Raw genomic sequence first — 23,708 nt, 5'->3', positions numbered from 1 at the left:
CCCTGAGAACCCCTACGACAACAAGCCAAGCATGACATCGAGCCCTGTGAGCATTTCCATCCAGATGACCGGCATCGTGCAGGAGTACCCTGCCGCCAACGGCCGGGGCGTGCTGCGCGTGATCGACGGCATCGACCTGCACCTGGAGAACCCCAGCATCAACATGCTGCTGGGCCCTTCGGGCTGCGGCAAATCGACGCTGATGCGCATGATGGGCGGGGTGCGCCCGTTCAATGTGAAGACGCCCACCCAGGGCCGGGTGGAAATCGACGGCAAGGAGTGCCTGGACCAGCACGACGATGCGGTGACGGTGTTCCAGCAGTACGCCAACCGGCCCGACCTGACGGTGTGGGACAACGTGGCCTTCCCCTTCACGCTCAAGCTCTGGAAAGGCCGCATCAGCCCGGCCGAGGTGAAGGAGCGCGTGGACACCATCCTCGCCGCCGTGGGCCTGGCCGACAAGAAGGCCATGCGCCCGGCGCAGCTCTCGGGCGGGCAGAACCAGCGCGTGGCGCTGGCGCGTGCGCTGGTGCTGCGCCCGCGCATTCTGCTGATGGACGAACCCTTCGGCGCGCTCGACCCGCAGACGCGCGAGGAGATGCAGCGCCTGCTGCTGGCGCTGTGCAAGGCCAACCCCTGCCTGGTGGTGTTCGTCACGCACGATGTGAGCGAGGCCCTGGCGCTGGGCGACCGGGTGATCGTGCTCTCGCCCCAGCCGGCCAGGATCGCCGATGACTTCATGATCCATGCCGAGCACCCGCGCTCGGAGGCCTGGGCGCGCTCGACCGAGACGCTGCGCATGCAGGACCGCATCCTCACGTCGCTGCGCGACGCCAAGGGCCATGGCCAGATCACGCTGAGCGTATGAAATTCGCCCCGGGCGAACGGGAAGAGCCCCCCTACATCCAGGAGTTTCTGACCAGCAAGTGGAACGTCACGGCCTCGCTGGGCGCGGCGGCGCTGGCGGTGCTGGCCTCGTTTCCCTATGGCTTGCCGGGCTTCATCTTCGTGGGCACGGCGTACGCGGCCGTGGAGGGCCTGGCCTTGCTCTATGTGCCTGGCATGTCCACCTTCCGCTACAGCGTGCGGCGCAAGTACGCGGCCATGCGCTACCAGGCGCAGATCGACAGCCTGCTCAAGGAGCTGGACAGCCGTGGCCAGTGCGACCCCACCTCCAAGCGCATGCGCGTGTACCTGCAGACGCTGGAGCGCATCGACGCGCTGGAGCGCATGGTCAAGGCCCGCACCTGCGCGCTGAGCGTGGAGGACATCGACCGCCTGAAGGACGTGACGCGCGACTACCTGGCACGCTGGCTAGCCATCGTGAGCGCCAACGAGCGCCAGAGCCAGCTCAGCCGCAAGGAGATCGCCGACCGCCTGCGCAGCGTGGAAGACCAGTTGGCCGCCACCACCGACGAGCGCGAACGCCGCCAGTTGCTGCAGGCTCGCAAAGACTACCAGCGCCTGCTGGAGAGCAGCAGCCGCCTGAGCAGCCGCATGTTCGCCATCGAAGCGGCCATGGTGTCCATGCCGGACATCATCGAAGAGGTGTTCCAGCAGGCCGTCTCCATGCCCATGGCCAGCGATGCCTCGGCCCGGCTGCGCGAAAGCGTGGACCGCCTGGCCATCGAGGAGAACCTGGAAGCCGACATCAGCGAGGAGCTGGACACCATCGGCGTGCATGTGCCCAGCCCTGCCGCAGCCAAGGCCAGCGCCGCACCCGCGGCACCCCGCCCCGTTGCCCAATCCGTGAAATGAGGCCCCGATGACCACCACCGTACAGAAGTCCCACTTGCAGACGCTTGTCGATTTCGACGAGTACACGCGCCTGATGGAGGCATCGCTCAAGGCCGCCATCGTGTCCGACGAGCCGGGCAAGCTGGTGCGCTTTTTCGCGCGCTACATCGCCTGGAACGGCTACTTCGGCTGCAGCGTGGCCTCGCTGGCGGGCAAGATCGGCTGTGCGCGCCACCTGTTCACCGACCCGGCCGAGCCCTTTCTGCCCGCGGCCGACCGCAATGTGCTGGTGGCCAGCTACATCTTCGATGCGGCACGCGACGAGTTCGACGACCACTCCACGCGCGCCCGCGACCCGCACCGCAACCTGGCGCAGGCCTTCCTCAAGGGCATCGTGCAGACCACCATGCCCGGGGCCGACATGGCCACGGTGAATGCGCTGGCGGCCGAGCCTGCCTGGCTCAAGGTGCTGAACCAGGGCGTGCTGCGCGGCTACGGCGGCGGCCAGCCAGACACGCTGGAGGCCATCTTCCACGCGATGGGTTACCACCTGGGCAGCGAGCTGCTGGCCGACCGCGAATTCACCGTGATCGGCGCCACGCTGCGCGAGGCCGACGGCGGCCTGGCCGAGCGCCTGTTCCACACCGAGGTGGACATCGGCGGCACCCGGCACAAGGCCCTGTCCTGGGTGGGCATCCACTCGGGCGAAGGCGGGGCCGTGGAGGCCGACCACTTCGAGTGGGCCACCCAGGGCGTGAACGCCGCCTTTGCCTACATCCCCCCCGCCCAGCATGCCGCCATGCTGGCCCAGGTGGAGCAGGGCTTCGTCGCCTTCGCCCAGGACCACCGCACCTTCTTCGACAACGTCAACAACAGCTAAGCAAAGCAAGGAACCTGCACCATGGCTTCTTCCAACTTCTTCGGCCGCATCGGCAACCTGTTCTCGGGCTTTTTGTCGCTGTTCGTCTCGGGCATCGAGAAGAACAACCCCGAAATCGCCTACGAGAACTCGATCAACAGCATGAAGGCCAACTACGACCGCCTGAAGACGGCGGCGGCCGCCATCATCCGCCAGCGTGACGACGTGACCACGCGCCTGCACAACGCCAAGCAAAAGCAGGCGCAGCTCGAAGCCAACCTGCAGCAGGCCATGGACACCAACCAGGACGACCTGGCCGTGAGCATCCTGCAGATGAAGAACGACAACGACCAGGCGGTGACCGAGCTCACGGCCGAGGCCGAGACGGCCATGGCCGAGGCCGAGAAGATCAAGGACGCGCTCTTGGAGATGAAGAGCGAGATCAAGCGCGTGGAAGAAGAACGCGACCGCAACCTGGCCAAGCTGGCCGGCGCCAAGGCCAAGATCCAGATCCACAACCAGCTCGAAGGCCTGTCCATCGACGCCGAGATCCGCGCGCTGGACAACGTGCGCGGCCACATCGCCAACGTGATCTCCGAAGCCAACCTGGGCGACGAGCTGCGCGGCGCCGACCTGGACGTGCGCATGAAGGGCCTGCAAAAGGGCGCCTCGCGCGCCACGGCCGAGGCGCAACTGGCGCAGCTCAAGGCGGCGCGTGCCCAGGGCGGCGCGGCCAAGCAGATGTAGTAAGCCAGCAGAGCAGCACCACCGTCGCCAAGGAACCCCGTGAGCACACCCTCCCCCTCCGCAGTGCCCGCTACGCCCGCCTGGGTCGACACCGTGCGCCGGCGCTACCTGAGCGGCGATGCATCGGTCTTCGTGCTGTACCGCAACATCTACGACCGCATCCTGCTCGATGGCAAGTTCGTGGAGCTGGAGCAGTACCTGTTCCGCTCGCTGCTCGAGGGCAAGAAAAAGCGCGTGCTCTCGCACAGCATCGCCTCGGGCACGAGCGCGCTGGCGGGCCGGGCCTTCGATGCCGAAGCGGAGCCCCTGGAGGGCATCGAGCAGGCGCTGATGCACGAGAGCGGCACGGCCGTGGTGATCCACTACGCGGGCTCCCTCTTCCCTGCGGGCGACCCGGGCATGATGACCATGCACGACCGCCAGGCCATCGCCAAGCTGCACCGCTGGTCGCTGAGCCCGCAGATCGGCGACAGCGACAACGTGGTCTTCCTGCTGGTGGAATCGCTGACCGAGCTGAACGCGCAGATCCTGTCGAACCCGCGCATCGCCGCGGTCGAGATCCCCATGCCTGGCCAGGCCGAGCGCGAGACCACGATCCGCATGGCCGATGCCTCGCTGCACGCCGACCAGGTGACGCGGCTGGCGCAGCAGGCCTCGGGCCTGCGCCTGGTGCAGCTGTTCGGCCTGCTGGGCAACGACGCCAATGCGCAGGCGCCCAACGATGCCGAGCGCGAAGCGCTGATCCAGGAGCTGATTGCCGGCACCGAGGACGCCGAGGCGCGCGCCAAGCAACTGACCAAGCTCACCAGTGGCCAGACCAATGAGCAGATACGCCACCTGCTGCAGCCGGGCAGCAAGGCGCCAGCCAAGGGCAACAATGCCTTCGAGGAGATCGCCGCGCTGCTGCGCACGCGCAAACGCGAACTGGTGACGCAGGAGTGCTTTGGCCTGATCGAGTTCGTCGAGCCCAAGATGGGCCTGGAAGGCGTGGGCGGCATGACCATGGTCAAGGCCGAGCTGGCCGCCATTGCCGCCGCCGTGCGCTCGGGCACCGTGGCGCGCATCCCCATGGGCATTCTGGTCGTGGGGCCCATGGGCTCGGGCAAGACCTTCGTGACCAAGGCCTTCGTGCGCGAGGCCGGCATACCGGCGGTGATGCTCAAAAACATCCGCTCCAAGTGGGTGGGCGCGACCGAAAGCAACCTGGAGAAGGTGCTGGCCATGGTCAAGGCCATGGGGCCGATCGCGCTCATCATCGACGAAGGCGACCGCAGCCTGGGCGGTGAGGGTGACGAGGACGGCGGCACGTCGTCGCGCGTCACGGCGCGGCTCAAGGAGTTCATGTCGGACACCGACAACCGCGGCCAGGTGCTGTTCATCATGATGACCAACCGGCCCGACAAGCTCGACGCCGACATGAAGCGGCCCGGGCGCTTCGACACCAAGATACCGCTGTTCTTCCCCGAGAACGGGGCCGAGCGCGCGAACATCGTGCGTGTGATCCTGAAGCGCTTTGGCAAGGCGGTCGAGCCGCTGTCGCAGCAGGAGCAGGACGATGGCGCCGATGAAGCCTGGATGGAGGCCGCGCTCGAAGACACCGAGTTCTCCAACGCCGAGCTGGAGGCGCTGACCCTGCTGTCCATCGACCTGGCCGAGCGCGGCGATGGCCGGCTCACGCGCGAGGTATTTCTGCAGGCCGCCGTGGACTACATGCCCACGCGCGACACGCTGATGATCGAGTACATGGAGCTCTTGGCCATCTCCGAGGCCTCGCGCCGCAGCCTGCTGCCCGAGAAGTTCAAGCACCGCACCACCGACGAGCTGCACGCCGAGATGAAGCGTGTGCGCGCCCAGTTGCGCCTGTGATGCCATGCGCAGCGACGGCGCCCCAAATGTCCACGCCCTGGCCAAAGACCAGGTGCGTCGGGCCCTGACTGCGGCCAAGAACGACAAGCACTGGGGCTGGCAGGAGGTCTCGGAGCTGCTCACCGAACTGGGCATCGACCAGACCGCCAACAACCTCACCACCAAGCAGAGCCGGGGCGCCTTCAAGGCCGCCGACTTTCTGCTGTTGCTGCGCAGCATGGGCGTGACGCAGCTGGACCTGACGCAACTGGAGATCCCCGGCCTGGCGCCGGCCACCCGCAAGGTGGAAGCCAACAAAAAGGCACGACTGACCAAACCTGGATAAGCCTATTGGCTTTCCGAAAAGGAAGACAATCCGGCTTTTGCCATGCACCGGGGCCCACAGCCCCCCCGCCTCACCTGCCCCACCGGGCAAGGCCAGGCCTCCACCCTGAGCCCACTCCACCGATGGAACCCAGGTTGGACTCCATGCAATCAACGCATTAACCCTCACTCCGACAGCTCTCTCCTTGGAGTAAGCTCATTTTCGGCATTTGCTGAGAATCTCCTGCAGGATTTCCGTATGACACAGAACCTTTCCGCCGCCGAAGAGGCATTGCGCGACGCGGCCCGTGAATACCACCGCAACCCCAGCCGGGGCAAGATTGCGGTCACCCCCACCAAGCCCCTGTCCAACCAGCGCGACCTGTCGCTGGCCTACTCGCCCGGCGTGGCCTACCCCTGCCTGGACATCCAGGCCGACCCGTCCAAGGCGTTCGACTTCACCTCGCGCGGCAACCTGGTCGGCGTGGTCACCAACGGCACGGCCGTGCTGGGCCTGGGCGACATCGGCCCGCTGGCCAGCAAGCCAGTGATGGAAGGCAAGGGCTGCCTGTTCAAGAAGTTCGCGGGCGTGGACGTGTTCGACATCGAGCTGGCCGAGCGCGACCCCGACAAGCTGGTGGACATCATCGCCTCGCTGGAGCCCACGCTGGGCGGCATCAACCTGGAAGACATCAAGGCGCCCGAGTGCTTCTACATCGAGAAGAAGCTGTCGGACCGGCTGAACATCCCCGTCTTCCACGACGACCAGCACGGCACGGCCATCATCTCCAGCGCCGCGCTGCTCAACGGCCTGGAGCTGGTGGGCAAGGACATTGGCGCAGTGAAGATCGCCGTGTCGGGCGCGGGCGCCGCGGCCATTGCCTGTGTGGACGTGATGGTGGGCCTGGGCGTGAAGCGCGAAAACGTCTACATGGTCGACTCCAAGGGCGTGATCTATGACGGCCGCCCCGGCGGGCTCGATGCCTCCAAGCAGCGCTATGCGCAAAAGACAGAGGCACGCACCCTGGCCGACGTGGTCAACGGTGCCGACGTGTTCCTGGGCTGCTCGGCCGCCGGCGTGCTCACGGCCGAGATGGTCAAGACCATGGGCACCAAGCCCATCATCCTGGCACTGGCCAACCCCGAACCCGAGATCCGCCCCGAGCTGGCCAAGGCCGTGCGGCCGGACTGCATCATCGCCACGGGCCGTTCGGACTACCCCAACCAGGTCAACAACGTCCTGTGCTTCCCCTACATCTTCCGTGGCGCACTCGATTGCGGCGCGACCAAGATCACCGAGGCCATGAAGCTGGCCTGCGTGCGCCAGATCGCCGACCTGGCCAAGGCCGACATCAGCGAAGAAGTGGCCAGCGCCTATGCGGGCAAGGAACTCACCTTCGGCCCCGACTACCTGATCCCCACGCCGTTCGACTCGCGCCTGATCCTCAAGATCGCGCCTGCCGTGGCCAAGGCAGCGGCCGAATCGGGCGTGGCCACGCGCCCCATCACCGACATGGAGGCCTACAAGGAGGCCCTGTCGCGCTTCGTCTACCAGACCGGCATGCTGATGCGCCCCGTGATCAACGCGGCCAAGACCCTGCCCGAAGGCAGCAAGCGCGTGGCCTACGCCGATGGCGAGGACGAGCGCGCGCTGCGTGCCGCGCAGATGGCCATTGACGACAAGATCGCCCAGCCCATCCTCATCGGCCGCCCCGCCGTGATCGCCGCCCGCATCGAGAAGGCCGGCCTGCGCATGCAGCTGGGCAAGGACGTGGAGGTCTGCAACCCCGAGGACGATCCGCGCTTCCGCCAGTACTGGGAGCACTACCACGGCCTCATGAAGCGCAACGGCGCCACGCCCGAAGTGGCCAAGGCCATGGTGCGCCGCTCCAACACCATCATCGCCTCGCTGATGGTGGCGCTGGGCGATGCCGACGCCATGATCTGCGGCCTGGTGGGCACCTACGAGACGCACCTGGAGCGCATCCACAGCATCCTGGGCCGCCAGGAGGGCGTGAACGACTACGCCGCGCTCAACGCGCTGATGACCAACCGCGGCACGCTGTTCATCGCCGACACCTATGTGAACGAAGACCCCACGGCCCAGCAGCTGGCCGACATCGCCTGGATGTCGGTGCAGGAAGTGCAGCGCTTCGGCCTGCCGGCCAAGGTGGCCTTTCTGTCGCATTCGAGTTATGGCTCGTCCAAGCGCGCCTCGGCCCGCAAGATGCGCGAAGCACGCGACCTGTTCGTGGCCGCCCACCCCGAGATCGAGTGCGACGGCGAACTGCACGGCGACGCCGCGCTGGAGCCCAACATCCGCAATGCCTACATGGCGGATTCCACGCTCACCGACTCGGCCAACCTGCTGATCTGCCCCAACCTGGACGCGGCCAACATCCTGTACAACGTGCTCAAGACCACCACAAGCGGCGGTGTGACCGTGGGCCCCATCCTCATGGGTGGTGCCGCCACGGCCTACATCCTGACCCCTGCGGCCACGGTGCGCCGGGTGTTCAACATGACCGCCCTGGCTGTGGCCAGCGCGGCCACGCGCGCACGCTGATCTGCAGCAGCGCCAATGACAAAGGGGGCCTCGGCCCCCTTTGTCGTTTCAGAAGATGACCCTCAGCGTACCGAAACGTCTACATAGTTGGCCACAGGCGGCAGGTGCTCGATGAGCCAGTCGGCATCGAGCTGCAGGGCCTTGGTCACATCGGCCGGCAGGCTGGCGATGGTGTCGGCGGGCGACTTGGGCTCTTCGAGCCCGATCTCGGCCAGCAGCGTGGCCACGTGCAGGATGCCGCCCAGGCGGCAGAACGGTGCCGAGGCGACAGGGTCCTCGGCCGTCTCCAGCGCGCGCACGATGGTGTCGGGGAAGCGCCAGCGCCGCGCCAGCTCGCCCGTGACCTGGGCCTCGGTAAAGCCCAGCAGCGAGCGCTCACGCTCCCAGCGGCCGCCCGCGTGGTGGGGCAGCTGTTCGATGGCAGGGATCTGCTCGGGCATCTTCTGCGCAATGATGAGTTCGCCCAGGCGCACCAGAAAGCCCGCGAGCCACGACTCCTGCACGTCCGACCCCAGGGTACGCGCCAGCCACTGCGAGTAGCCGGCAATGGCCATGCTCTCTTTCCAGAAGGCGTCGGCATCCACGCCCGCGGCGTCCTTGAACACGCCGGACATGCACGACGCCAGGGCCAGCGTGCGCACCTGGTTCAGGCCCACCATGGTGATGGCATCGTCGAGCGAGGCCACCTGGCGCGGCAGGCCGAAGCGCGCGCTGTTGGCCAGGCGGATGAGCTTGGCCGTAAGGGCCGGGTCCTTGGAGATCGCCCCGCGCACCTTCTCGAAGGGGATGTCGTCCTCCTTCATGGTGGCGATCAGCTCGCGCGCCACGTCGGGGATGGTGGGCAGCTGCACGTTTTCGAAGAATTCCTGGATATTCGCCATGAGATCCTCCCTTGACCATGGGGTATGAATGGACTTTCGTTGTACCACCGGCACGGTTTTGCGGGGGCAGGTTTTTTCCCAATCCCGCACCCCTGTGGTGAATACGTGGTGTGCCACGGTGGCATACACGCCTGGTGCACCATTTCGGGAAAACCTGCAGTCCGGCATGCACCAATGTGGCGAACAATAGTCCGCAAAACGGCCCCGCGAGTCTGAAAGCGGGCATCGTTTTTGCTGATTCCCCTGCATGGCACAGCGGCGGTGCTTGCGCACCGCCCCGCCGTCCTCTGCCACCCACTGACAGGAACCCAAGCATGAACAAACGTACCCTCCTGCAAGCCGCTGTGCTGCTGGCCGCCGCTGGCGGTTTCTCCCTGGCTGCCCAGGCCCAGGCCACCACGCCCATCAAGTTCCAGCTCGACTGGCGCTTTGAAGGCCCTGCCGCCCTGTTCCTGCAGCCCGTGGCCAAGGGCTACTTCAAGGCCGCCGGCCTGGACGTGACGGTGGACGCCGGCAACGGCTCGGGCGGCGCCGTGCAGCGCGTGGCCTCGGGCACCTACGACATGGGCTTTGCCGACCTGGCTGCGGTGATGGAATTCCACGCCAACAACCCCGACGCGCAGAACAAGCCTGTGGCGGTGATGATGGTATACAACAACACGCCCGCCTCGGTCATGGCGCTCAAGAAGAGCGGCATCACCAAGCCGGCCGACCTGGCAGGCAAGAAGCTGGGCGCCCCGGTGTTCGACGCCGGCCGCCGCGCCTTCCCCATCTTCCAGAAGGCCAACAGCGTGGGCAACGTGCAGTGGACCGCCATGGACCCCCCGCTGCGCGAAACCATGCTGGTGCGCGGCGATGTGGACGCCATCACCGGCTTCACCTTCACCTCGCTGCTGAACCTGGAGGCGCGCGGCGCCAAGGCCGCCGACGTAGTGGTGCTGCCCTATGCCGACTTCGGCGTGAAGCTGTACGGCAACGTGATCATCGCCTCGCCCAAGCTCATCAAGGAGAACCCCGAGGCGATCAAGTCCTTCCTGAAGGCCTTCACCAAGGGCGCCAAGGAAGTCATGGCCAACCCGGCCGCCTCCATCGAGCATGTGAAGGCACGCGACGGCATCGTCAACGTGCCGCTGGAAACGCGCCGCCTGCAACTGGCCATCGACACCGTGATCAACAGCCCCGACGCACGCGCCGAAGGCTTTGGCAAGGCCGTGCCCGGCCGCCTGTCGCTGATGGCATCGCAGGTGTCTGACGCCTTCAACACCAAGACCCGCGTGAAGGCCGACGACGTGTGGACCGACAGCTTTTTGCCCCCTGCCGCCGAGCTGAACATCCTGCCCAAGAAGTAAGTGATTGGTTGATGGACCCCCACGGCCAGCGGCAGCAAGCCGCTGCTGCTGGCCGAAGCCTTGCATTCCCCTAGAACCGCCCGCACTGCCCGCCTTGACTGATGGGCAGGCGGGCCCAGCCCACAAGAACACCACCCAATGACGGCTGCCGATTCCTATTTCGTGGACTTCCGCGATGTCTGGCTTGCGTACAACGAAGAGCTGCTCGCCAAGAACCACTTTGCCGTCGAGGCCATCGACCTGCAGATCCGCCAGGGCGAGTTCATCGCCATCGTGGGCCCGTCGGGCTGCGGCAAGTCGACCTTCATGAAGCTCGCCACAGGCCTGAAGATGCCCTCGATGGGCAAGATTCTGATCGACGGCAAGCCCGTGACCGGGCCGCTCAAGATCTCGGGCATGGCCTTCCAGGCGCCTTCGCTGCTGCCCTGGCGCACCACGGTGGACAACGTGCTGCTGCCGCTGGAGATCGTGGAGCCCCACCGCAGCCAGTTCAAGCAAAAGCGCAAGGAGTACGAGGCCCGCGCCCGCGCCCTGCTGCAGAAGGTGGGCCTGGGTGGGTATGAGGACAAGTTCCCCTGGCAGCTGTCGGGCGGCATGCAGCAGCGCGCCAGCATCTGCCGCGCGCTGATCCACGAGCCCAAGATGCTGCTGCTGGACGAGCCCTTTGGCGCGCTCGACGCCTTCACGCGCGAAGAGCTGTGGTGCATTCTGCGCGACCTGCAGGCCGAGCAGAAATTCAACGTGATCCTGGTGACGCACGACCTGCGCGAGTCGGTCTTTCTGGCCGACACGGTGTACGTGATGAGCAAGAGCCCCGGCCGCTTCGTGGTGCGCCGCGACATCGAGCTGCCCCGCCCGCGCGACCTGGAGATCACCTACACCAAGGAGTTCACCGACATCGTGCACGAGCTGCGCGGCCACATAGGCGCCATGCGCAAGACCGGCGCCCCCATCCAGCAATAGGAGCGGCTAACAAAACTCTTCTGGCGTCGTTGCTGCGTCTTGTCGTACTAACCGTACTGCCTGCGACGCAGCGCCTAGCCAGAACCGCTTCACTGAGTTTTTTTATCCGCTCCAAGAACAAACAAAACCAGAAACACCATGCACAAGAAAACTGCGGAACGCTGGTCCCCCTGGATCCTGCTCGTCGCCATCGTCTTGCTGTGGCAGATCATCTGCTCGGCGTTCAATGTGTCGGAATTCATCTTCCCCAGCCCCTGGGCCATCGGCTCGCAGCTGGTAGAGTTTGGCGGCGTCATCGCCGGCCATGCCTGGCGCACCTTCTGGGTCACCATGGCGGGCTTTGGCCTGGCCATCGTGGTGGGCGTGCTGCTGGGCTTTTTGATCGGATCGTCGCGCCTGGCATATGCCGCCGTGTACCCGCTGATGACGGCCTTCAACGCCCTGCCCAAGGCCGCCTTCGTGCCCATTCTGGTGGTGTGGTTCGGCATTGGCGTGGGGCCGGCCATCCTCACGGCCTTTCTCATCAGCTTCTTCCCGATCATGGTGAACATCGCCACCGGCCTGGCCACGCTGGAGCCCGAGCTGGAAGACGTGCTGCGCGTGCTGGGCGCCAAGCGCTGGGACGTGCTCACCAAGGTGGGCCTGCCGCGCTCCATGCCGTACTTCTACGGCTCGCTCAAGGTGGCCATTACCCTGGCCTTTGTGGGCACCACCGTGTCGGAGATGACTGCCGCCAACGAGGGCATCGGCTACCTGCTGATCAGCGCTGGCTCGTCCATGCAGATGGGCCTGGCCTTTGCCGGCCTGATGGTGGTGGGCGCCATGGCCATGGTGATGTACGAACTGTTCAGCTGGGTGGAAAAGCGCACCACCGGCTGGGCCCACCGCGGTTCTCAAGGTGAATAACACGACGGTGCTGAGCGAAGCCCAAACGGCCGCCCTGCTGCGCCGCGCCAATGCCGTGGCGCAGCGCGCCATGGGCATGGGCCGCCACCCCTTCGGCGCCCTGCTGGTGGCGCCCGATGGCGAAACCGTGCTGGCCGAACAGGGCAACATCGACACCGTGAACCATGCCGAAAGCACGCTGGCGCGCACGGCCGCGGCCAACTACCCCGGGGCCTACCTGGCCCAGTGCACGCTGGTCACCACCTTCGAGCCCTGCGCCATGTGCGCGGGCACCATCTACTGGGCCGGCATTGGCCGCGTGCTGTACGGCGCCGAGGAGTCGGCCCTGAAGGCATTGACCGGCGACCACCCCGAGAACCCCACGCTGGACCTGCCCTGCCGCACGGTCTTTGCCGCCGGCCAGCGCGCCACGGAGGTGCTGGGCCCGGTGCCGGCGCTGGAAGACGAAATCACCGCACTCCATAGAGACTTCTGGCGCTGACCCTGGCCGCGACTGCGGAAAGGTGCCGCCGATATACTCGCCGCCCTGTGGTTGATACAGGATCTTTCGGCACCATCATGCGCCTGCACATTCATCTGCGCCCCCTGGCGCTTGCACTGGCCGTGGCCGGCCTGTCCGCATGCGGGGGTGGCACCGCTCCCAGCCAACCCACCACCACTGCTGCACCAGCAACCCCGGCCGCAGCACCCGCCCCCATCAAGGTCGGCATTGCCCTGGGCGGCGGCGCGGCCAAGGGCTTTGCGCACATCGGCGTGATCAAGATGCTGGAGGCCAATGGCTATGCGCCCGCCGTCGTCTCGGGCACCAGCGCGGGCGCCGTGGTGGGCGCGCTGTACGCCAGCGGCATGAACGCCTTTGACATGCAGGAAAAGGCCGTGGCGCTGGACGAAGCCAAGATCCGCGATTTGCAGTTGTCGTCCGGCGGGCTGGTGGTGGGCAAGAAGCTCGAGGACTACGTCAACGAACAGGTGGGCCGCAAGACCCTGGAGCAGATGGCCAAGCCTTTCGTGGCCGTGGCCACGCGGCTGGAAGACGGCGAGCGCACCGTGTTCGCCCGCGGCAACACCGGCCAGGCCGTGCGCGCATCGAGCAGCGTGCCCGGCGTGTTCCAGCCTGTGACCATCGGCAAGTACCACTTTGTGGACGGCGGCATCGTGAGCCCCGTGCCCGTGGACGCCGCACGCCAACTGGGCGCCGACGTGGTGGTGGCCGTGGACATATCGAACAAGGCCCGCGGCAAGACGCCCGGCGACATGCTGGGCACCCTGGGCCAGTCCATCGCCATCATGGGCCAGAAGCTGGGCGAGGCCGAACTGGCCCGCGCCGACGTGGTGATCCGCCCCCAGGTGCTGGACATCGGTCCCGCCGATTTTGCCCAGCGCGCCAGCGCGATTCTGGAAGGCGAGAAGGCCGCCCTGGCCGCCATGCCGCAGATCCGCGAACGGATAGCCCAGTTGCAGGCCGAGCGTGCGCGTGCTGCGCAACTGGCGCAGGAGAAGGTGCGGGAGGCGGAGTACAAGGCTTGTCTGGAGAAGCGGTCGAGTTTGCAGAAGTTGGCTGGGATGGCGGGGATGGGGGAGGGGTGTGTGGGGGCGAAGTAGGCGGCGCCCGCAGAGCACTCACGCGGAAATGTGGCGGCGCCCAAGTGATACGGTGTTGCGCGCAACGTCACTCCTCAGAACGAGACTGCGAGAGAATCGCAACGGCCTTCGCTTGCGCCGGTTCAAGGCCCCCGCGAATTGGTCGGCAGATGAGTGTGGCAAAAGATCTTGCCAGAGGTCGTAGACAACCATGAGCACCCTCAGTCCCCCCACCCTTGGTGGCTACTTTTGGCTCCCAGCGACACCTGAAAACCAAGTGCCTGGACGTTTTTTTGCCACTGACGATGGACGACTGCAGCTTGAGTTGATGGGGGTCCTGTCTGGGGGCGTCATGGAGGTGAATGACGACAAGGAGCTTGGCCGTATTCTCGGGCTCTCCCATACAGGCAAGTCGATTACGTTGGACGAGTGCCAGGTCATCAAGCGGACACTGAATATTCCGGGTGTCTCTCAGACAACATTTCGTGTTGGCCTTGCATTGTTTGGCGTGCATTTCGGTCAAGACGAACCCCTAGAATTTGATCGGGTTGACATCTACAGCGATGCGCTAAATGAATGGCTGGAGTTTGCCCCCATCAGCACCATCTTCGCCCTCCCCAAACCGTCTAGCGCAGCGGTCACTTTCGTACCCCCGCCAGAAAAAGAATGGACACTTTCTGACGGTACAACAGTTCGGCTTTACACGGCATGGACGGTACCTTCAACCATTCAATACCGCGAGGCGAAGATCACCCAGAAGACATGGGTAAGCTTTCGGTTCATCAAGGCTACACCTCTTGATGACGTTCTGGAGATGGTCCATCGCTTCGTGAGCTTCGCATCGGTCGGCATCAATCAGCTGGTCAGCTTTGAAGAGATCACACTGCGTTCCAAAAATTTCGTCAAGGCCGTGAGCGAGAAGGTGCAAGAAGAGTTGCTCACCCTCTACTACGTACCAGCCTTCAAGGCGGAACCCAAGTTGGCAGATATCAGGCCGCGATACACGTTGTTCCAGTTTTCAGATGTGGGAGAAGATTTTGCTGGTAAGTTCGATTCGTGGCTGACGAATTATCAAAAGTATGTGGCCCCTTTCAACCTGTACTTCGCAGTCAACAAAGGGCGCGAACTCTATCTCGACAACAAATTCCTGATGCTGGCGCAGGCCTGCGAGTCGTTGCACCGGCATACCTCCTCCAGCAAAGCCTTCCCTGAAGAAAAATACGAAGAGCTGACAGTGCTGCTTGAAAGCGCGGTCCCAAAGGAGTTCAAGGATTGGCTGGAACCTCGATTGAAGTACGGAAACGAGCCTTCTCTGCGTCAGCGCCTGAAGGAGTTGTTCAATGAGTTCACATACATTTTCGGGGATACCAAGAAGACCAAGCCGCGAATTGACAAAATCGTTGCGACACGGAACTACTTGACGCACTACGATGCAGCGGGGAAAAAACAAAGTGCCGAGGGCGGTCAGCTCTACAAGCTGTGCATTGTTCTCGAAGTGCTTTTCCAGCTCCACGTCTTAAAACTCTGCGGCTTCACGCACCAGGAAATCGATGCCATGTGCAAGAAGTCTGAGAGCTTCAAGGGAAAGCTCGGAATCATTGAAATTGCCTTGTCGTAGTGCCTGACAGATCCGTTCATAGGCCTGACGGGGGAAACAGCCTTCATCCCCCTCTTCCCCTGTGCATGGCCTGCAATTTCTGGATTCTCAAGGCCGAGACCACACGCTAAGCTTTCAGGACTCAATGAACACGGTTCAAGTAGGAGGGGCTTATGGTGGGGACAGTCAAGAAGCTGGTGCTGAAAAACTTCAAGCGTTTCAAGACGCTTGAACTCGATTTTGATCCTGAGCTGAACATTCTTGTCGGCGGCAACGAAGCCGGAAAAAGCTCAGTCCTTCAGGCGCTGGACATTGTCCTTAGTGCTAGTCGCTCAAAGGTTGAGGCATTGGGTTTGGAGACCCTCTTCAACGTTGACTGCATCGCCGAATTCCTGGCCAAGACCCCTCGAAAGATCGAAGACCTGCCGGAGCTGGTGATCGAGGTCTACTTCGACGGTGTGGCTGACCCTGATCTGGATGGTCGGAACAATAGCAAGGGCATTGACGCTCTGGGCATGAAGCTGGAATGCAAGCCTGTTGAGGACTACACGAAGCAGATCAAGGAGATCCTGGACGGCCCTCATGACAGCTTCCCCTTCGAATACTACGGCATTCAGTTTCTGACCTTTACGGACGAAGCAATCTTTCCGCACAAGAAGCCATTCAAGCATCTGCTCATCGACAGCGCGCAGATCAACAACGAGTACGCAACCCGCGAGTACACCCGTTCAATGTATGCGGCGCATGCGAGCGTGGTTGAGCGCAACCTTCATGGCTTCGAGTATCGGCGCGCAAAGCTCAAGTTCAGAGACGACATCCTGAAGGAGATGAACGATCCGCTCGACATTTACAAATTCGATGTGCGGACCAGCCCGAAGGCCAGCATTGAGACGGACATCATCATCACGGAAGGTGACATCCCGATTGACAGCAAGGGCAAGGGCCGGCAGTGCTTCATCAAGACGGAGTTCGCGCTTCGTGACCGCGAACATGCGCTTGACGTTCTCCTCCTCGAAGAGCCAGAGAACCATTTGAGCCATGTTCACATGCGCAAGCTCATCGAGCGCATCAGGGATTCCCGCAAGAAGCAACTCTTCATCGCGACCCATAGCAGCTTCATCGCGACACGGCTCAATCTCAAGAACGTGCAGATCCTGAGCGAAGAGACACCTTCAAAGCCGGCCTCACTGAAGAGTCTTAGCAAGGAGACTGCTGAGTTCTTCATGAAGGCCCCGGACAACAACGTTCTTGAGCTAGCGCTATGCAAGAAGACGATCCTTGTGGAGGGTGATGCGGAATTCATCCTGATGGATGCGCTCTACAAAAACAGTGCGCCGGGTGCAAGCACGGACAGTGACGGCGTTCACGTCATCTCTGTGGATGGCACCAGCTTCAAGCGCTACCTGGAACTGGCAGAGCTCCTGAACATCCGCGTGGCCGTCATCCGTGACAATGACCGTGACTATCAGGTCAACTGCGTCGAGAACTACACGGGCCACTTGGCAGCATCGATCAAGATCTTTGCCGATTCTGACAATGCGCGGCACAGCTTTGAAGTCTGCATGTACCAGGACAACAAGGCCTTGTGCGAGGCGCAATTCGCCGCAGGTCGGCGCACGCTTTCTGTCGAAGAGTGGATGTTGAAGAACAAGACTGATGCGGCGTTCACCTTGCTGGAGAAAAAGGGCGCGGAGCTGGCCGTGCCGGCTTACATCAAGCAGGCGGTGGAATGGATAAGAGAGTAACTTTCGCTGTCGCGGGCTCCGGGAAAACCTCCCGTCTGGTTCAAAATCTGGATGAGGAGACACGCTTCCTGATCGTGACCTATACGGATGCGAACCGGGAGAACTTGCGTCAGAAGATCATTGCGCGCTTTGGTTACTTCCCTGCAAACGTCAAGCTCTACACCTATTTCCGGTTTCTCCACAGCTTCTGCTATCGCCCTTTTCTCCGCTCTGAGAAGAAGACCAGAGGCGTGACATTCGGCTTGCCGCCGCTCCTTCCCCGTTTCAGCTTGTCGCAGGACCGTCGCTACATGACAGCGGGAAAGCGGCTCTATGCAAACAGGCTCGCGAAGTTGATTGAGCAATCGAAGCTAATGCCCGCAGTGATTGCACGCATTGAAAAGTATTTCGATGTCTTCTTCGTGGACGAGGTCCAGGATTTTGGAGGCAACGATTTCAACTTCCTTATGGAGATCAGCGCGGCCAAAGTGCAGTGCGATTTCGTTGGGGACTTCTTTCAGCACACCTACGACACTAGCCGCGATGGCCCCGTCAATGCGAGGTTACACGACGACTATGTGGAATATCAGGCCCGTTTCAAGAAGGCCAAGATCGGCGTAGACACGACCAGCCTGAAGGTAAGCCACAGATGCAGCAAAAGCGTCTGTGACTTCATCACGGAAAAGATTGGGATTGCCATCGAAGCCAGCAATGCCCGCGAATCAACGGTGCGCTATGTGGATGACCCGGATGCAGTGCGGGCGCTCTACGAGGACAACAGCGTCGTCAAGCTCTTCTACCAGGAGCACCACAAGTTTGGGTGCTACTCCCAGAACTGGGGGGCATCCAAGGGGATGGACAGGTATGGTGATGTGGTGGTGGCTCTGAACCCTGGCAATGTAGCGGCATGGAAGAAAGGCGGGTTCAAGGACATCAATCCCGGAACGCGGAACAAGCTGTATGTTGCGTGTTCGCGTGCACGCGGTAACCTGACCTTGATCCCGGAATCCCTTCTCAAAACCTACAAAACCGGCTAGCGGCTTCCGCTATCGTTTATTGATTTGGCTATCACCTCTTAGTGGTCACCCACCTCACCCCAACTCCGCCCGCGTAGGCAACCCATCCGCATCCCCCGGAAACTGCACCACGCGCGCGCCGATGGCATTGCCACGGGCCGCCGCCTGGGCCAGGGTAAGGCCTTCGAGCAAGCCACTGACAACGCCCACCGCAAACCCATCGCCAGCGCCCACGGTATCCACCACGCGCTTCACGCGCAGGCCGGGCGCGAGGCCCGATGCACCGTCGCGCTGGGCGTAGTACGCGCCCTCAGGCCCGAGCTTGACGACGACCTGCTGGGCGCCGCGCTCCAGGTAGAAGGCGGCAATGTCTTCGGCCGTGTGGCGGCCGGTGAGCTGGCGGCCTTCGGCCAGGCCGGGGAGCACGGTGTCGCAGAGTGCGGCCAGGGCATTGATGCATTCGGCCATGGCCTCGGGCGAAGGCCACAGGCGGGGGCGCAGGTTGGGGTCGAACGAGATGGAGGCGCCGGCCGCGCGGGCCTGCGTTGCCAGGTGAAAGGCCAGCTCGCGCGTGGTGGGCGACAGTGCGGGGGTGATGCCGGTGAGGTGCAGGTGGCGCGCAGGGAAAGTGCCCACGGGTGCATCGGCCACGCTGAGGTGGCTGGCGGCCGAGCCCTTGCGGAAGTATTCGATCTGCGGGTCGCTGCCGTCGTCGGCACGGGTCTTGAGCATGAAGCCCGTGGGGTGGGCGGCGTCGGCCACCACATAGCGCGCGTCGATGCCTTCGTGCGCGAGCACGCCGCGCAGGAAGTTGCCGAACGAGTCGTTGCCCAGGCGTGTGATGTAGCCGGTGCGCAGGCCCAGGCGGGCCAGGCCGGTGGCCACGTTGAGCTCGGCCCCGGCGGCGACGCGGCGGAAGTCGGGCACGGCGTGCAGTTCGCCGGGCTGCAGGGCCATGAACAGGGCCATGGGCTCGCCCACGGTGATCGCATCCAGGGGCGGCAGGTTTTGTTGCTGGGTGGTCGTCGTCGTCATCACATCACCGCGCCCAGTTGCCAGGGCAAAAATTCGTTGTCGCCCAGGCCGTTGTCTTCGCTCTTGCTGCGCTGGCCCGATGCGGTGGCGATCATCAGCTCGAACAGGGCCCGGCCGGCCTCGGCAATGCTTTCGCGGCCGTCGACGATGCCGCCGCAGTCAAAGTCCATGTCGAGCGACATGCGCGTGAACATGGGCGTGTTGGTGGCCAGCTTGAGCGAGGGCGTGGGCTTGCAGCCGTAGGTGGAGCCGCGCCCGGTGGTAAAGCAGATGAGGTTGGCGCCGCCGGCCACCTGGCCGGTGGCGGACACGGGGTCGTACCCCGGTGTGTCCATGAACACCAGGCCGTGGCTGCGCACGGGCTCGGCGTATTCGAGCACGTCCATGAGGCCGGTGGAGCCGGCCTTGGCCACGGCACCCAGCGATTTTTCGAGGATGGTGGTGATGCCGCCGGCCTTGTTGCCGGGCGATGGGTTGTTGTTCAGGTCGCCGCCGTGCAGGGCGGCATAGCCCTCCCACCAGGCCAGGCGCTTGAGCAGCTTGTCGGCCACGGCGGGCGATGCGGCGCGGTGGGTGAGCAAGTGCTCGGCACCATAGATCTCGGGCGTTTCGGACAGGATGGCGGTGCCGCCATGCTGCACCAGCAAGTCCACCGCCGCGCCCAGCGCGGGGTTGGCGCTGATGCCGGAGTAGCCGTCAGACCCGCCGCACTGCAGGCCCACGGCCAGGTGCGACAGGGGCACGGCCTGGCGCTGGGCCTGGTTGGCCTGCTGCAGCATGCCGGCCAGGATGTCCTTGCCGGCGGCAATGGTCTCGCGCGTGCCGCCTTCGTCCTGGATGGTGAGGGTGGCGAACATGCCGGGCGAGCGTGCGGTGAGCGTCTCCACCAGCGGGGCGATCTGGTTGACCTCGCAGCCCAGGCCGATGACCAGCACGCCGGCGAAGTTGGGGTGGTTGGCGTAGCCGCGCAGGGTGCGCTGCAGCAGCTCCAGCCCTTCGCCATTGCCGCCCATGCCGCAGCCGCTGCCGTGGGTGATGGCGACCACGCCGTCCACGTTGGGAAAGGCGGCCAGCGCCTCGCCCTTGAAGGCGTCGGCAATGTGGCGGCACACGGTGGCCGAGCAGTTGACGCTGGCAATAACGCCCAGGTAGTTGCGCGTAGCCACGCGGCCATCGCTGCGCACATAGCCGTCGAAGGTGCGGGCCTGCGCGGCCTGCTGCGTGGCGCGGTAGCCGGTGCCGGCAGTGTGTTCATGCACGGACTCGGCCATGCCCACGTTGTGCACGTGCACATGCTGGCCGGGGGCGATGGCCGCCGTGGCAATGCCGATGCCCTGGCCGTACTTGAGCACCTGGGCGCCGGCCGTAATGGGCAGCAGCGCGAACTTGTGGCCCGAGGCAATGGGCTCGGCCAGCGTGACGCTGTGGCCGCCAACCTGCAGCGTGGTGCCGGCGGCCAGCGCCTGGCGGGCCACGGCCACGTTGTCGGCCGTGCTGAGCTGCAAGGCCAGGGGGGGAGTGGGGGTGGTTGCGGTGTTCATCGTCGGGGCCGCACGGCCGGGGGCCGCTGCGGTTCGTCGTTGTTCAGGAGGAGGCCAGGGCCGCTTTCAGGCGCGGCTGGGCCAGGTGGGGAGCGTTCTTTTCGGCCAGCGCGACGATGGGGCCCAGGCGGCGTTCCTTCTTCTGCGCGTGGTTCTGGGCGATGTCGGCGATGCGGTGGTCGAGAAAGGGGTTCTCGAAGCGCTCGCGCACGTCCACCAGGTAGGCGTCGGCCTGCGCACGCGCGGCCACGCCCAGGGTGCTGAACACGGGCAGGATCTCGTCGGCCCACAGGGCCTCGACCTCGGCGCGCAGCGCAGGGTTGGCCATGGCTTCGCGCACGGTGAGGGTGGCGGGGTGGGCGTCACGCTGCCAGCGCTCGGCCAGGAAGGTGTGGGCGGCGTTGAGCAAGAAGAGCTTGAGACGTTCGTAAAAGGCCAGGTCGTCGGTGAGCACGATGCTGGGGTGCGTGCAGGGCAGCTGCAGGCGCGCCTGGCGCTCTATCACCCACACGGCATAGGGCTCGGCCACGGCACCCACGGGCTCGATGGCTTCGGACACGATGCGGTCTACCAGCGAGTTGGCCCACACGCAATGCGCCTGCAGCCAGTGGGTGAACTCCACAGGCAGTTGCCACTGGCGCGCCAGGCCCAGCACCAAGTCGCGCAGCACTTCGCCGTTGCGCTCGATGAGTTCGCAGGGCAGCAGGGTCAGCTCTGCAGCAGGGGCGGCCTGCCAGCGGCCGTGCAACAGCACCAGCAGCTTGGCGGGAAAGCTGTGGGGCACGGCGGCGCCTTCGGCCAGCGCGCCAGGGCCGTCGCGCTCGTCGAGCAGGTAGCCCTTGTCGGCCGTGTTGGAGACGATGACGCGCACCTTGCCGGCCACGGCGGCCTTGAGCTCGGCCCAGTGGGTGGATGCCTGCCAGGCCTCCTTGACGGCCAGGCACTGCACGGTGCGGTCGATGCGCTCGCCGCCCGAGAGGCCGCGGATGCGCACGGGGTAGCCGCCGCCTGCGGCCAGCGCCGCGATGCGGGCTGCGCCGTCGGCACGGTCGGTGGTCTGCACCACGGTGATGCCGCCCAGCGCGTCGCCCGCGCCCGCCACCCCGGCCAGCGCCTCGGAGACGAACAGGTCCACGTGGGCCTGCAGGAAGCGGCTGGTGCCGAACTGGAGGATGGGTTGCGTCATATGCGGATCAGACTTCGACGATGGCCTTCACCACGCCGCGCGCGGGGTCGAGCAGTTGTTCAAAGTCCGTGGGCACGTCGGCCAGCGCCATGCGGTGCGTGTTGAGCGCGGCGGTGGGCACCTTGCCCTCGCGCATGGCGGCGATCACGGTTTCGAAGTCTTCGGTGGTGGCGTTGCGGCTGCCCAGCAGCGTGGTCTCGCGCTTGTGGAATTCGGGGTCGGAGAAGGTGATGGTGTCGCGCACCACCGAGATCAGCACATAGGTGCCGCCGTGCGCCACAAAGCCGAAGCCGCGCTCGATGGCCTTGGCGTTGCCGGTGGCGTCGAACACCTGGTCGAAGAACTCGCCATGGGTGACCTTGGAGAGCTGGTCCACATCGCCTTCGCCCAGCGTCACGGCGTGGGCCACGCCCAGTTCGCGGCGGCAGAAGTCCACGCGGTCCTGGCGGCCGTCGATGGCAGTGACCTCGGCGCCGCGCAGGCGGGCGAAGATCATGGCGGCCATGCCGATGGGGCCGGCGCCCACCACCAGCACGCGCTGGCCGGGCTGCACGTTGCCGCGGCGCACGGCGTGCGCGCCGATGGCCAGGAACTCCACCATGGCGGCCTGGTCGAGGGTGACGCCCTCGGCCTTGTGCACGAAGGCTTCGGGCAGCGCAAGGTATTCGGTAAACGCGCCGTCGCGGTGCACGCCCAGCACCTGGATGTTGACGCAGCAGTTGGTCTTGCCCTGGCGGCAGGCCACGCAGGTGCCGCACGACAGGTAGGGCATGACGTAGGCCACGTCGCCCTTGGCCAGGCGGCCGCCGGGCACGGGCTCTTCGATCACGCCCGAGAGTTCATGCCCCATCACACGCGGGTACTGCAGGAACGGCTGGTTGCCGGTGAAGATGTGCAGGTCGGTGCCGCACACCCCCACGCGCTTGACACGCAGCAGCACTTCGCCTTCGCCGCGCACGGGGCGCTCGCGTTGCTCGGCGCGCAGGGTGCCAGGGGTTTCACAGATCACGGTCAGCATGGTGGTTCCAGGGGTAGTAGCGGGTGAAGGGGGCAGCGAAGTCCGCGGCTCAGTTGCCGTGGTACTTTTTGTAAATGGCCGGCAGCTTGCCGTTGGCGGTGTTCTTGGTGATCCAGTCGTTGAGCCAGGCCTTGAGCTCGGGCTCGTTCTTGCGCAGGCCGATGCCCAGGGGCACGGTGGACATGGTGAACTTGGTGACCATGTCCTTTTGCGGGGCCTTGGCGAGCACGGTGCTCACGATGGCGGGCGAGGTGGCGATGATGTCGGCCTGGCCGCTGACGGCTGCGGTGACCAGGGTGGCGTCGTCGTCGTAGCGCACGATCTGTGCGTCCTTGGCGCCGGTGGTCACGACCTTGTCGTTGTTGGAGCCGCGGGTGGTGGCCACGCGCTTGCCCTTGAGGTCGTCAAAGCCGTTGATCTGCACGCCCTTGGGTGCGGCGACCACGGCCAGGATCTGGGCGTAGGGCACGGAGAAGTCGACGACCTTTTCGCGCTCGGGCGTCACCGACAGCGAGGCGACCACGATGTCGGCCTTGCCGGTCTGCAGGAAGGGGATGCGGTTGGGGCTGGTGGTCTGCACCACTTCGATGGCCACGCCCAGGTCCTGCGCCAGCAGGTGGGCGGTTTCCACGTCGGAGCCCACGGCCTTCATGTTCGCGTCGACGAAGCCGTAGGGTGGCGATCCCGTGTCCAGCGCGATGCGGATCTTCTTGGCATCGCGGATGTCCTTGAGCAGGTCGGCATGGGCCGTGCCGGCGCCAAAGGCCAGCAGCGCGGCAGAGGCGATGGCGCTGCGGATCAGAAGGGAACGCTTGTTCATGGATTTGTCTCCG

At 64.8% G+C, this 23,708-nt stretch carries 21 protein-coding genes; 15 read left to right on the top strand and 6 right to left on the bottom strand.

Features of this window, described 5'->3' with window-relative positions; genetic code table 11:
• Window positions 1-31: 31 nt before the first annotated feature.
• The 7 genes from AC3WOH_RS08045 to AC3WOH_RS08015 all read left to right on the top strand — a co-directional run bounded on the left by AC3WOH_RS08045 (window position 32) and on the right by AC3WOH_RS08015 (window position 8,078).
• Window positions 32-868, top strand: coding sequence for an ABC transporter ATP-binding protein (locus AC3WOH_RS08045; RefSeq protein ID WP_492228835.1), 837 nt, complete (start codon window positions 32-34; stop codon window positions 866-868).
• Complete coding sequence (locus AC3WOH_RS08040) at window positions 865-1,758, top strand: hypothetical protein (protein WP_492228834.1); 894 nt, start codon at window positions 865-867, stop codon at window positions 1,756-1,758. Before AC3WOH_RS08045 ends, AC3WOH_RS08040 begins: the two co-directional genes overlap by 4 nt.
• A 7-nt stretch (window positions 1,759-1,765) precedes the next feature.
• Complete coding sequence (locus AC3WOH_RS08035; RefSeq protein WP_492228833.1) at window positions 1,766-2,617, top strand: hypothetical protein; 852 nt, start codon at window positions 1,766-1,768, stop codon at window positions 2,615-2,617.
• 21 nt (window positions 2,618-2,638) lie between these two features.
• Window positions 2,639-3,343 carry a PspA/IM30 family protein gene (locus tag AC3WOH_RS08030; RefSeq protein ID WP_492228832.1) on the top strand — a complete coding sequence of 235 codons (705 nt, stop codon included), beginning with the start codon at window positions 2,639-2,641 and terminating at the stop codon, window positions 3,341-3,343.
• 39 nt (window positions 3,344-3,382) lie between these two features.
• Window positions 3,383-5,209: an ATP-binding protein gene (locus AC3WOH_RS08025; RefSeq protein WP_492228831.1), complete on the top strand. Its 1,827-nt coding sequence runs from the start codon at window positions 3,383-3,385 to the stop codon at window positions 5,207-5,209.
• Window positions 5,210-5,213: 4 nt separating this feature from the next.
• Window positions 5,214-5,534 carry a DUF6471 domain-containing protein gene (locus AC3WOH_RS08020; protein ID WP_492228830.1) on the top strand — a complete coding sequence of 107 codons (321 nt, stop codon included), beginning with the start codon at window positions 5,214-5,216 and terminating at the stop codon, window positions 5,532-5,534.
• Between the two features lie 237 nt (window positions 5,535-5,771).
• Window positions 5,772-8,078 (top strand): NADP-dependent malic enzyme, encoded by a 2,307-nt coding sequence (locus AC3WOH_RS08015; RefSeq protein WP_492228829.1) that lies wholly within the window; start codon window positions 5,772-5,774, stop codon window positions 8,076-8,078.
• A 62-nt stretch (window positions 8,079-8,140) separates the two neighbouring features.
• On the opposite strand, the gene AC3WOH_RS08010 is transcribed toward AC3WOH_RS08015, so the two are convergent.
• Window positions 8,141-8,959 carry an HDOD domain-containing protein gene (locus AC3WOH_RS08010; protein ID WP_492228828.1) on the bottom strand — a complete coding sequence of 273 codons (819 nt, stop codon included), beginning with the start codon at window positions 8,957-8,959 and terminating at the stop codon, window positions 8,141-8,143.
• Between the two features lie 314 nt (window positions 8,960-9,273).
• On the opposite strand from AC3WOH_RS08010, the gene AC3WOH_RS08005 reads away from it, so the two are divergent.
• The 8 genes from AC3WOH_RS08005 to AC3WOH_RS07970 all read left to right on the top strand — a co-directional run bounded on the left by AC3WOH_RS08005 (window position 9,274) and on the right by AC3WOH_RS07970 (window position 18,116).
• Window positions 9,274-10,308, top strand: a complete 1,035-nt coding sequence (locus tag AC3WOH_RS08005) for an ABC transporter substrate-binding protein (RefSeq protein WP_492228827.1) — start codon at window positions 9,274-9,276, stop codon at window positions 10,306-10,308.
• Window positions 10,309-10,446: 138 nt separating this feature from the next.
• Window positions 10,447-11,271 carry an ABC transporter ATP-binding protein gene (locus AC3WOH_RS08000; RefSeq protein WP_492228826.1) on the top strand — a complete coding sequence of 275 codons (825 nt, stop codon included), beginning with the start codon at window positions 10,447-10,449 and terminating at the stop codon, window positions 11,269-11,271.
• 138 nt (window positions 11,272-11,409) lie between these two features.
• Window positions 11,410-12,177, top strand: a complete 768-nt coding sequence (locus AC3WOH_RS07995) for an ABC transporter permease (protein WP_184856883.1) — start codon at window positions 11,410-11,412, stop codon at window positions 12,175-12,177.
• Window positions 12,170-12,658, top strand: coding sequence for a nucleoside deaminase (locus tag AC3WOH_RS07990; protein WP_492228825.1), 489 nt, complete (start codon window positions 12,170-12,172; stop codon window positions 12,656-12,658). Before AC3WOH_RS07995 ends, AC3WOH_RS07990 begins: the two co-directional genes overlap by 8 nt.
• Window positions 12,659-12,735: 77 nt before the next feature.
• A complete protein-coding gene (locus AC3WOH_RS07985; protein ID WP_492228824.1) occupies window positions 12,736-13,779 on the top strand; it encodes a patatin-like phospholipase family protein in 1,044 nt (347 codons plus the stop codon).
• 190 nt (window positions 13,780-13,969) lie between these two features.
• The gene (locus tag AC3WOH_RS07980) at window positions 13,970-15,376 is read left to right on the top strand and encodes an ApeA N-terminal domain 1-containing protein (protein ID WP_492228823.1); all 1,407 of its coding nucleotides are present in this window, start codon (window positions 13,970-13,972) and stop codon (window positions 15,374-15,376) included.
• Between the two features lie 152 nt (window positions 15,377-15,528).
• Window positions 15,529-17,100, top strand: a complete 1,572-nt coding sequence (locus AC3WOH_RS07975; protein ID WP_492228822.1) for an ATP-dependent nuclease — start codon at window positions 15,529-15,531, stop codon at window positions 17,098-17,100.
• A complete protein-coding gene (locus AC3WOH_RS07970) occupies window positions 17,085-18,116 on the top strand; it encodes a DEAD/DEAH box helicase (protein ID WP_492228821.1) in 1,032 nt (343 codons plus the stop codon). Before AC3WOH_RS07975 ends, AC3WOH_RS07970 begins: the two co-directional genes overlap by 16 nt.
• A 54-nt stretch (window positions 18,117-18,170) precedes the next feature.
• Here the strand turns inward: AC3WOH_RS07970 and AC3WOH_RS07965 are convergent, their stop codons facing one another.
• The 5 genes from AC3WOH_RS07965 to AC3WOH_RS07945 are packed head-to-tail and all read right to left on the bottom strand — an operon-like array spanning window position 18,171 to window position 23,695.
• Window positions 18,171-19,130 (bottom strand): sugar kinase, encoded by a 960-nt coding sequence (locus tag AC3WOH_RS07965; protein WP_492228820.1) that lies wholly within the window; start codon window positions 19,128-19,130, stop codon window positions 18,171-18,173.
• Window positions 19,130-20,671, bottom strand: coding sequence for a UxaA family hydrolase (locus tag AC3WOH_RS07960; protein WP_492228819.1), 1,542 nt, complete (start codon window positions 20,669-20,671; stop codon window positions 19,130-19,132). Before AC3WOH_RS07960 ends, AC3WOH_RS07965 begins: the two co-directional genes overlap by 1 nt.
• 43 nt (window positions 20,672-20,714) lie before the next feature.
• Window positions 20,715-21,857 carry a mannitol dehydrogenase family protein gene (locus tag AC3WOH_RS07955; protein ID WP_492228818.1) on the bottom strand — a complete coding sequence of 381 codons (1,143 nt, stop codon included), beginning with the start codon at window positions 21,855-21,857 and terminating at the stop codon, window positions 20,715-20,717.
• 7 nt (window positions 21,858-21,864) lie between these two features.
• Window positions 21,865-22,875: a zinc-binding alcohol dehydrogenase family protein gene (locus AC3WOH_RS07950; RefSeq protein WP_492228817.1), complete on the bottom strand. Its 1,011-nt coding sequence runs from the start codon at window positions 22,873-22,875 to the stop codon at window positions 21,865-21,867.
• 49 nt (window positions 22,876-22,924) lie between these two features.
• Window positions 22,925-23,695 (bottom strand): transporter substrate-binding domain-containing protein, encoded by a 771-nt coding sequence (locus AC3WOH_RS07945; RefSeq protein ID WP_492228816.1) that lies wholly within the window; start codon window positions 23,693-23,695, stop codon window positions 22,925-22,927.
• Between the last annotated feature and the right edge of the window lie 13 nt (window positions 23,696-23,708).

This window comes from Acidovorax sp. FW305-C-20-28 (genome assembly GCF_058783375.1).
This window is presented reverse-complemented; position numbering and strand designations above follow the sequence as displayed.

Excerpts from the sequence above, each read along its gene's own strand:
- AC3WOH_RS07965 (WP_492228820.1), bottom strand. The coding sequence starts at position 19,130 with ATGACGACGACGACCACCCAGCAACAAAACCTGCCGCCCCTGGATGCG.
- AC3WOH_RS07980 (WP_492228823.1), top strand. The coding sequence starts at position 13,970 with ATGAGCACCCTCAGTCCCCCCACCCTTGGTGGCTACTTTTGGCTCCCA.
- AC3WOH_RS07995 (WP_184856883.1), top strand. The coding sequence starts at position 11,410 with ATGCACAAGAAAACTGCGGAACGCTGGTCCCCCTGGATCCTGCTCGTC.
- AC3WOH_RS07955 (WP_492228818.1), bottom strand. The coding sequence starts at position 21,857 with ATGACGCAACCCATCCTCCAGTTCGGCACCAGCCGCTTCCTGCAGGCC.
- AC3WOH_RS08030 (WP_492228832.1), top strand. The coding sequence starts at position 2,639 with ATGGCTTCTTCCAACTTCTTCGGCCGCATCGGCAACCTGTTCTCGGGC.
- AC3WOH_RS07945 (WP_492228816.1), bottom strand. The coding sequence starts at position 23,695 with ATGAACAAGCGTTCCCTTCTGATCCGCAGCGCCATCGCCTCTGCCGCG.
- AC3WOH_RS08015 (WP_492228829.1), top strand. The coding sequence starts at position 5,772 with ATGACACAGAACCTTTCCGCCGCCGAAGAGGCATTGCGCGACGCGGCC.
- AC3WOH_RS07970 (WP_492228821.1), top strand. The coding sequence starts at position 17,085 with ATGGATAAGAGAGTAACTTTCGCTGTCGCGGGCTCCGGGAAAACCTCC.
- AC3WOH_RS08020 (WP_492228830.1), top strand. The coding sequence starts at position 5,214 with ATGCGCAGCGACGGCGCCCCAAATGTCCACGCCCTGGCCAAAGACCAG.
- AC3WOH_RS07960 (WP_492228819.1), bottom strand. The coding sequence starts at position 20,671 with ATGAACACCGCAACCACCCCCACTCCCCCCCTGGCCTTGCAGCTCAGC.
- AC3WOH_RS08045 (WP_492228835.1), top strand. The coding sequence starts at position 32 with ATGACATCGAGCCCTGTGAGCATTTCCATCCAGATGACCGGCATCGTG.
- AC3WOH_RS08035 (WP_492228833.1), top strand. The coding sequence starts at position 1,766 with ATGACCACCACCGTACAGAAGTCCCACTTGCAGACGCTTGTCGATTTC.
- AC3WOH_RS07985 (WP_492228824.1), top strand. The coding sequence starts at position 12,736 with ATGCGCCTGCACATTCATCTGCGCCCCCTGGCGCTTGCACTGGCCGTG.
- AC3WOH_RS08005 (WP_492228827.1), top strand. The coding sequence starts at position 9,274 with ATGAACAAACGTACCCTCCTGCAAGCCGCTGTGCTGCTGGCCGCCGCT.
- AC3WOH_RS08010 (WP_492228828.1), bottom strand. The coding sequence starts at position 8,959 with ATGGCGAATATCCAGGAATTCTTCGAAAACGTGCAGCTGCCCACCATC.
- AC3WOH_RS08040 (WP_492228834.1), top strand. The coding sequence starts at position 865 with ATGAAATTCGCCCCGGGCGAACGGGAAGAGCCCCCCTACATCCAGGAG.
- AC3WOH_RS07975 (WP_492228822.1), top strand. The coding sequence starts at position 15,529 with ATGGTGGGGACAGTCAAGAAGCTGGTGCTGAAAAACTTCAAGCGTTTC.
- AC3WOH_RS07950 (WP_492228817.1), bottom strand. The coding sequence starts at position 22,875 with ATGCTGACCGTGATCTGTGAAACCCCTGGCACCCTGCGCGCCGAGCAA.
- AC3WOH_RS08000 (WP_492228826.1), top strand. The coding sequence starts at position 10,447 with ATGACGGCTGCCGATTCCTATTTCGTGGACTTCCGCGATGTCTGGCTT.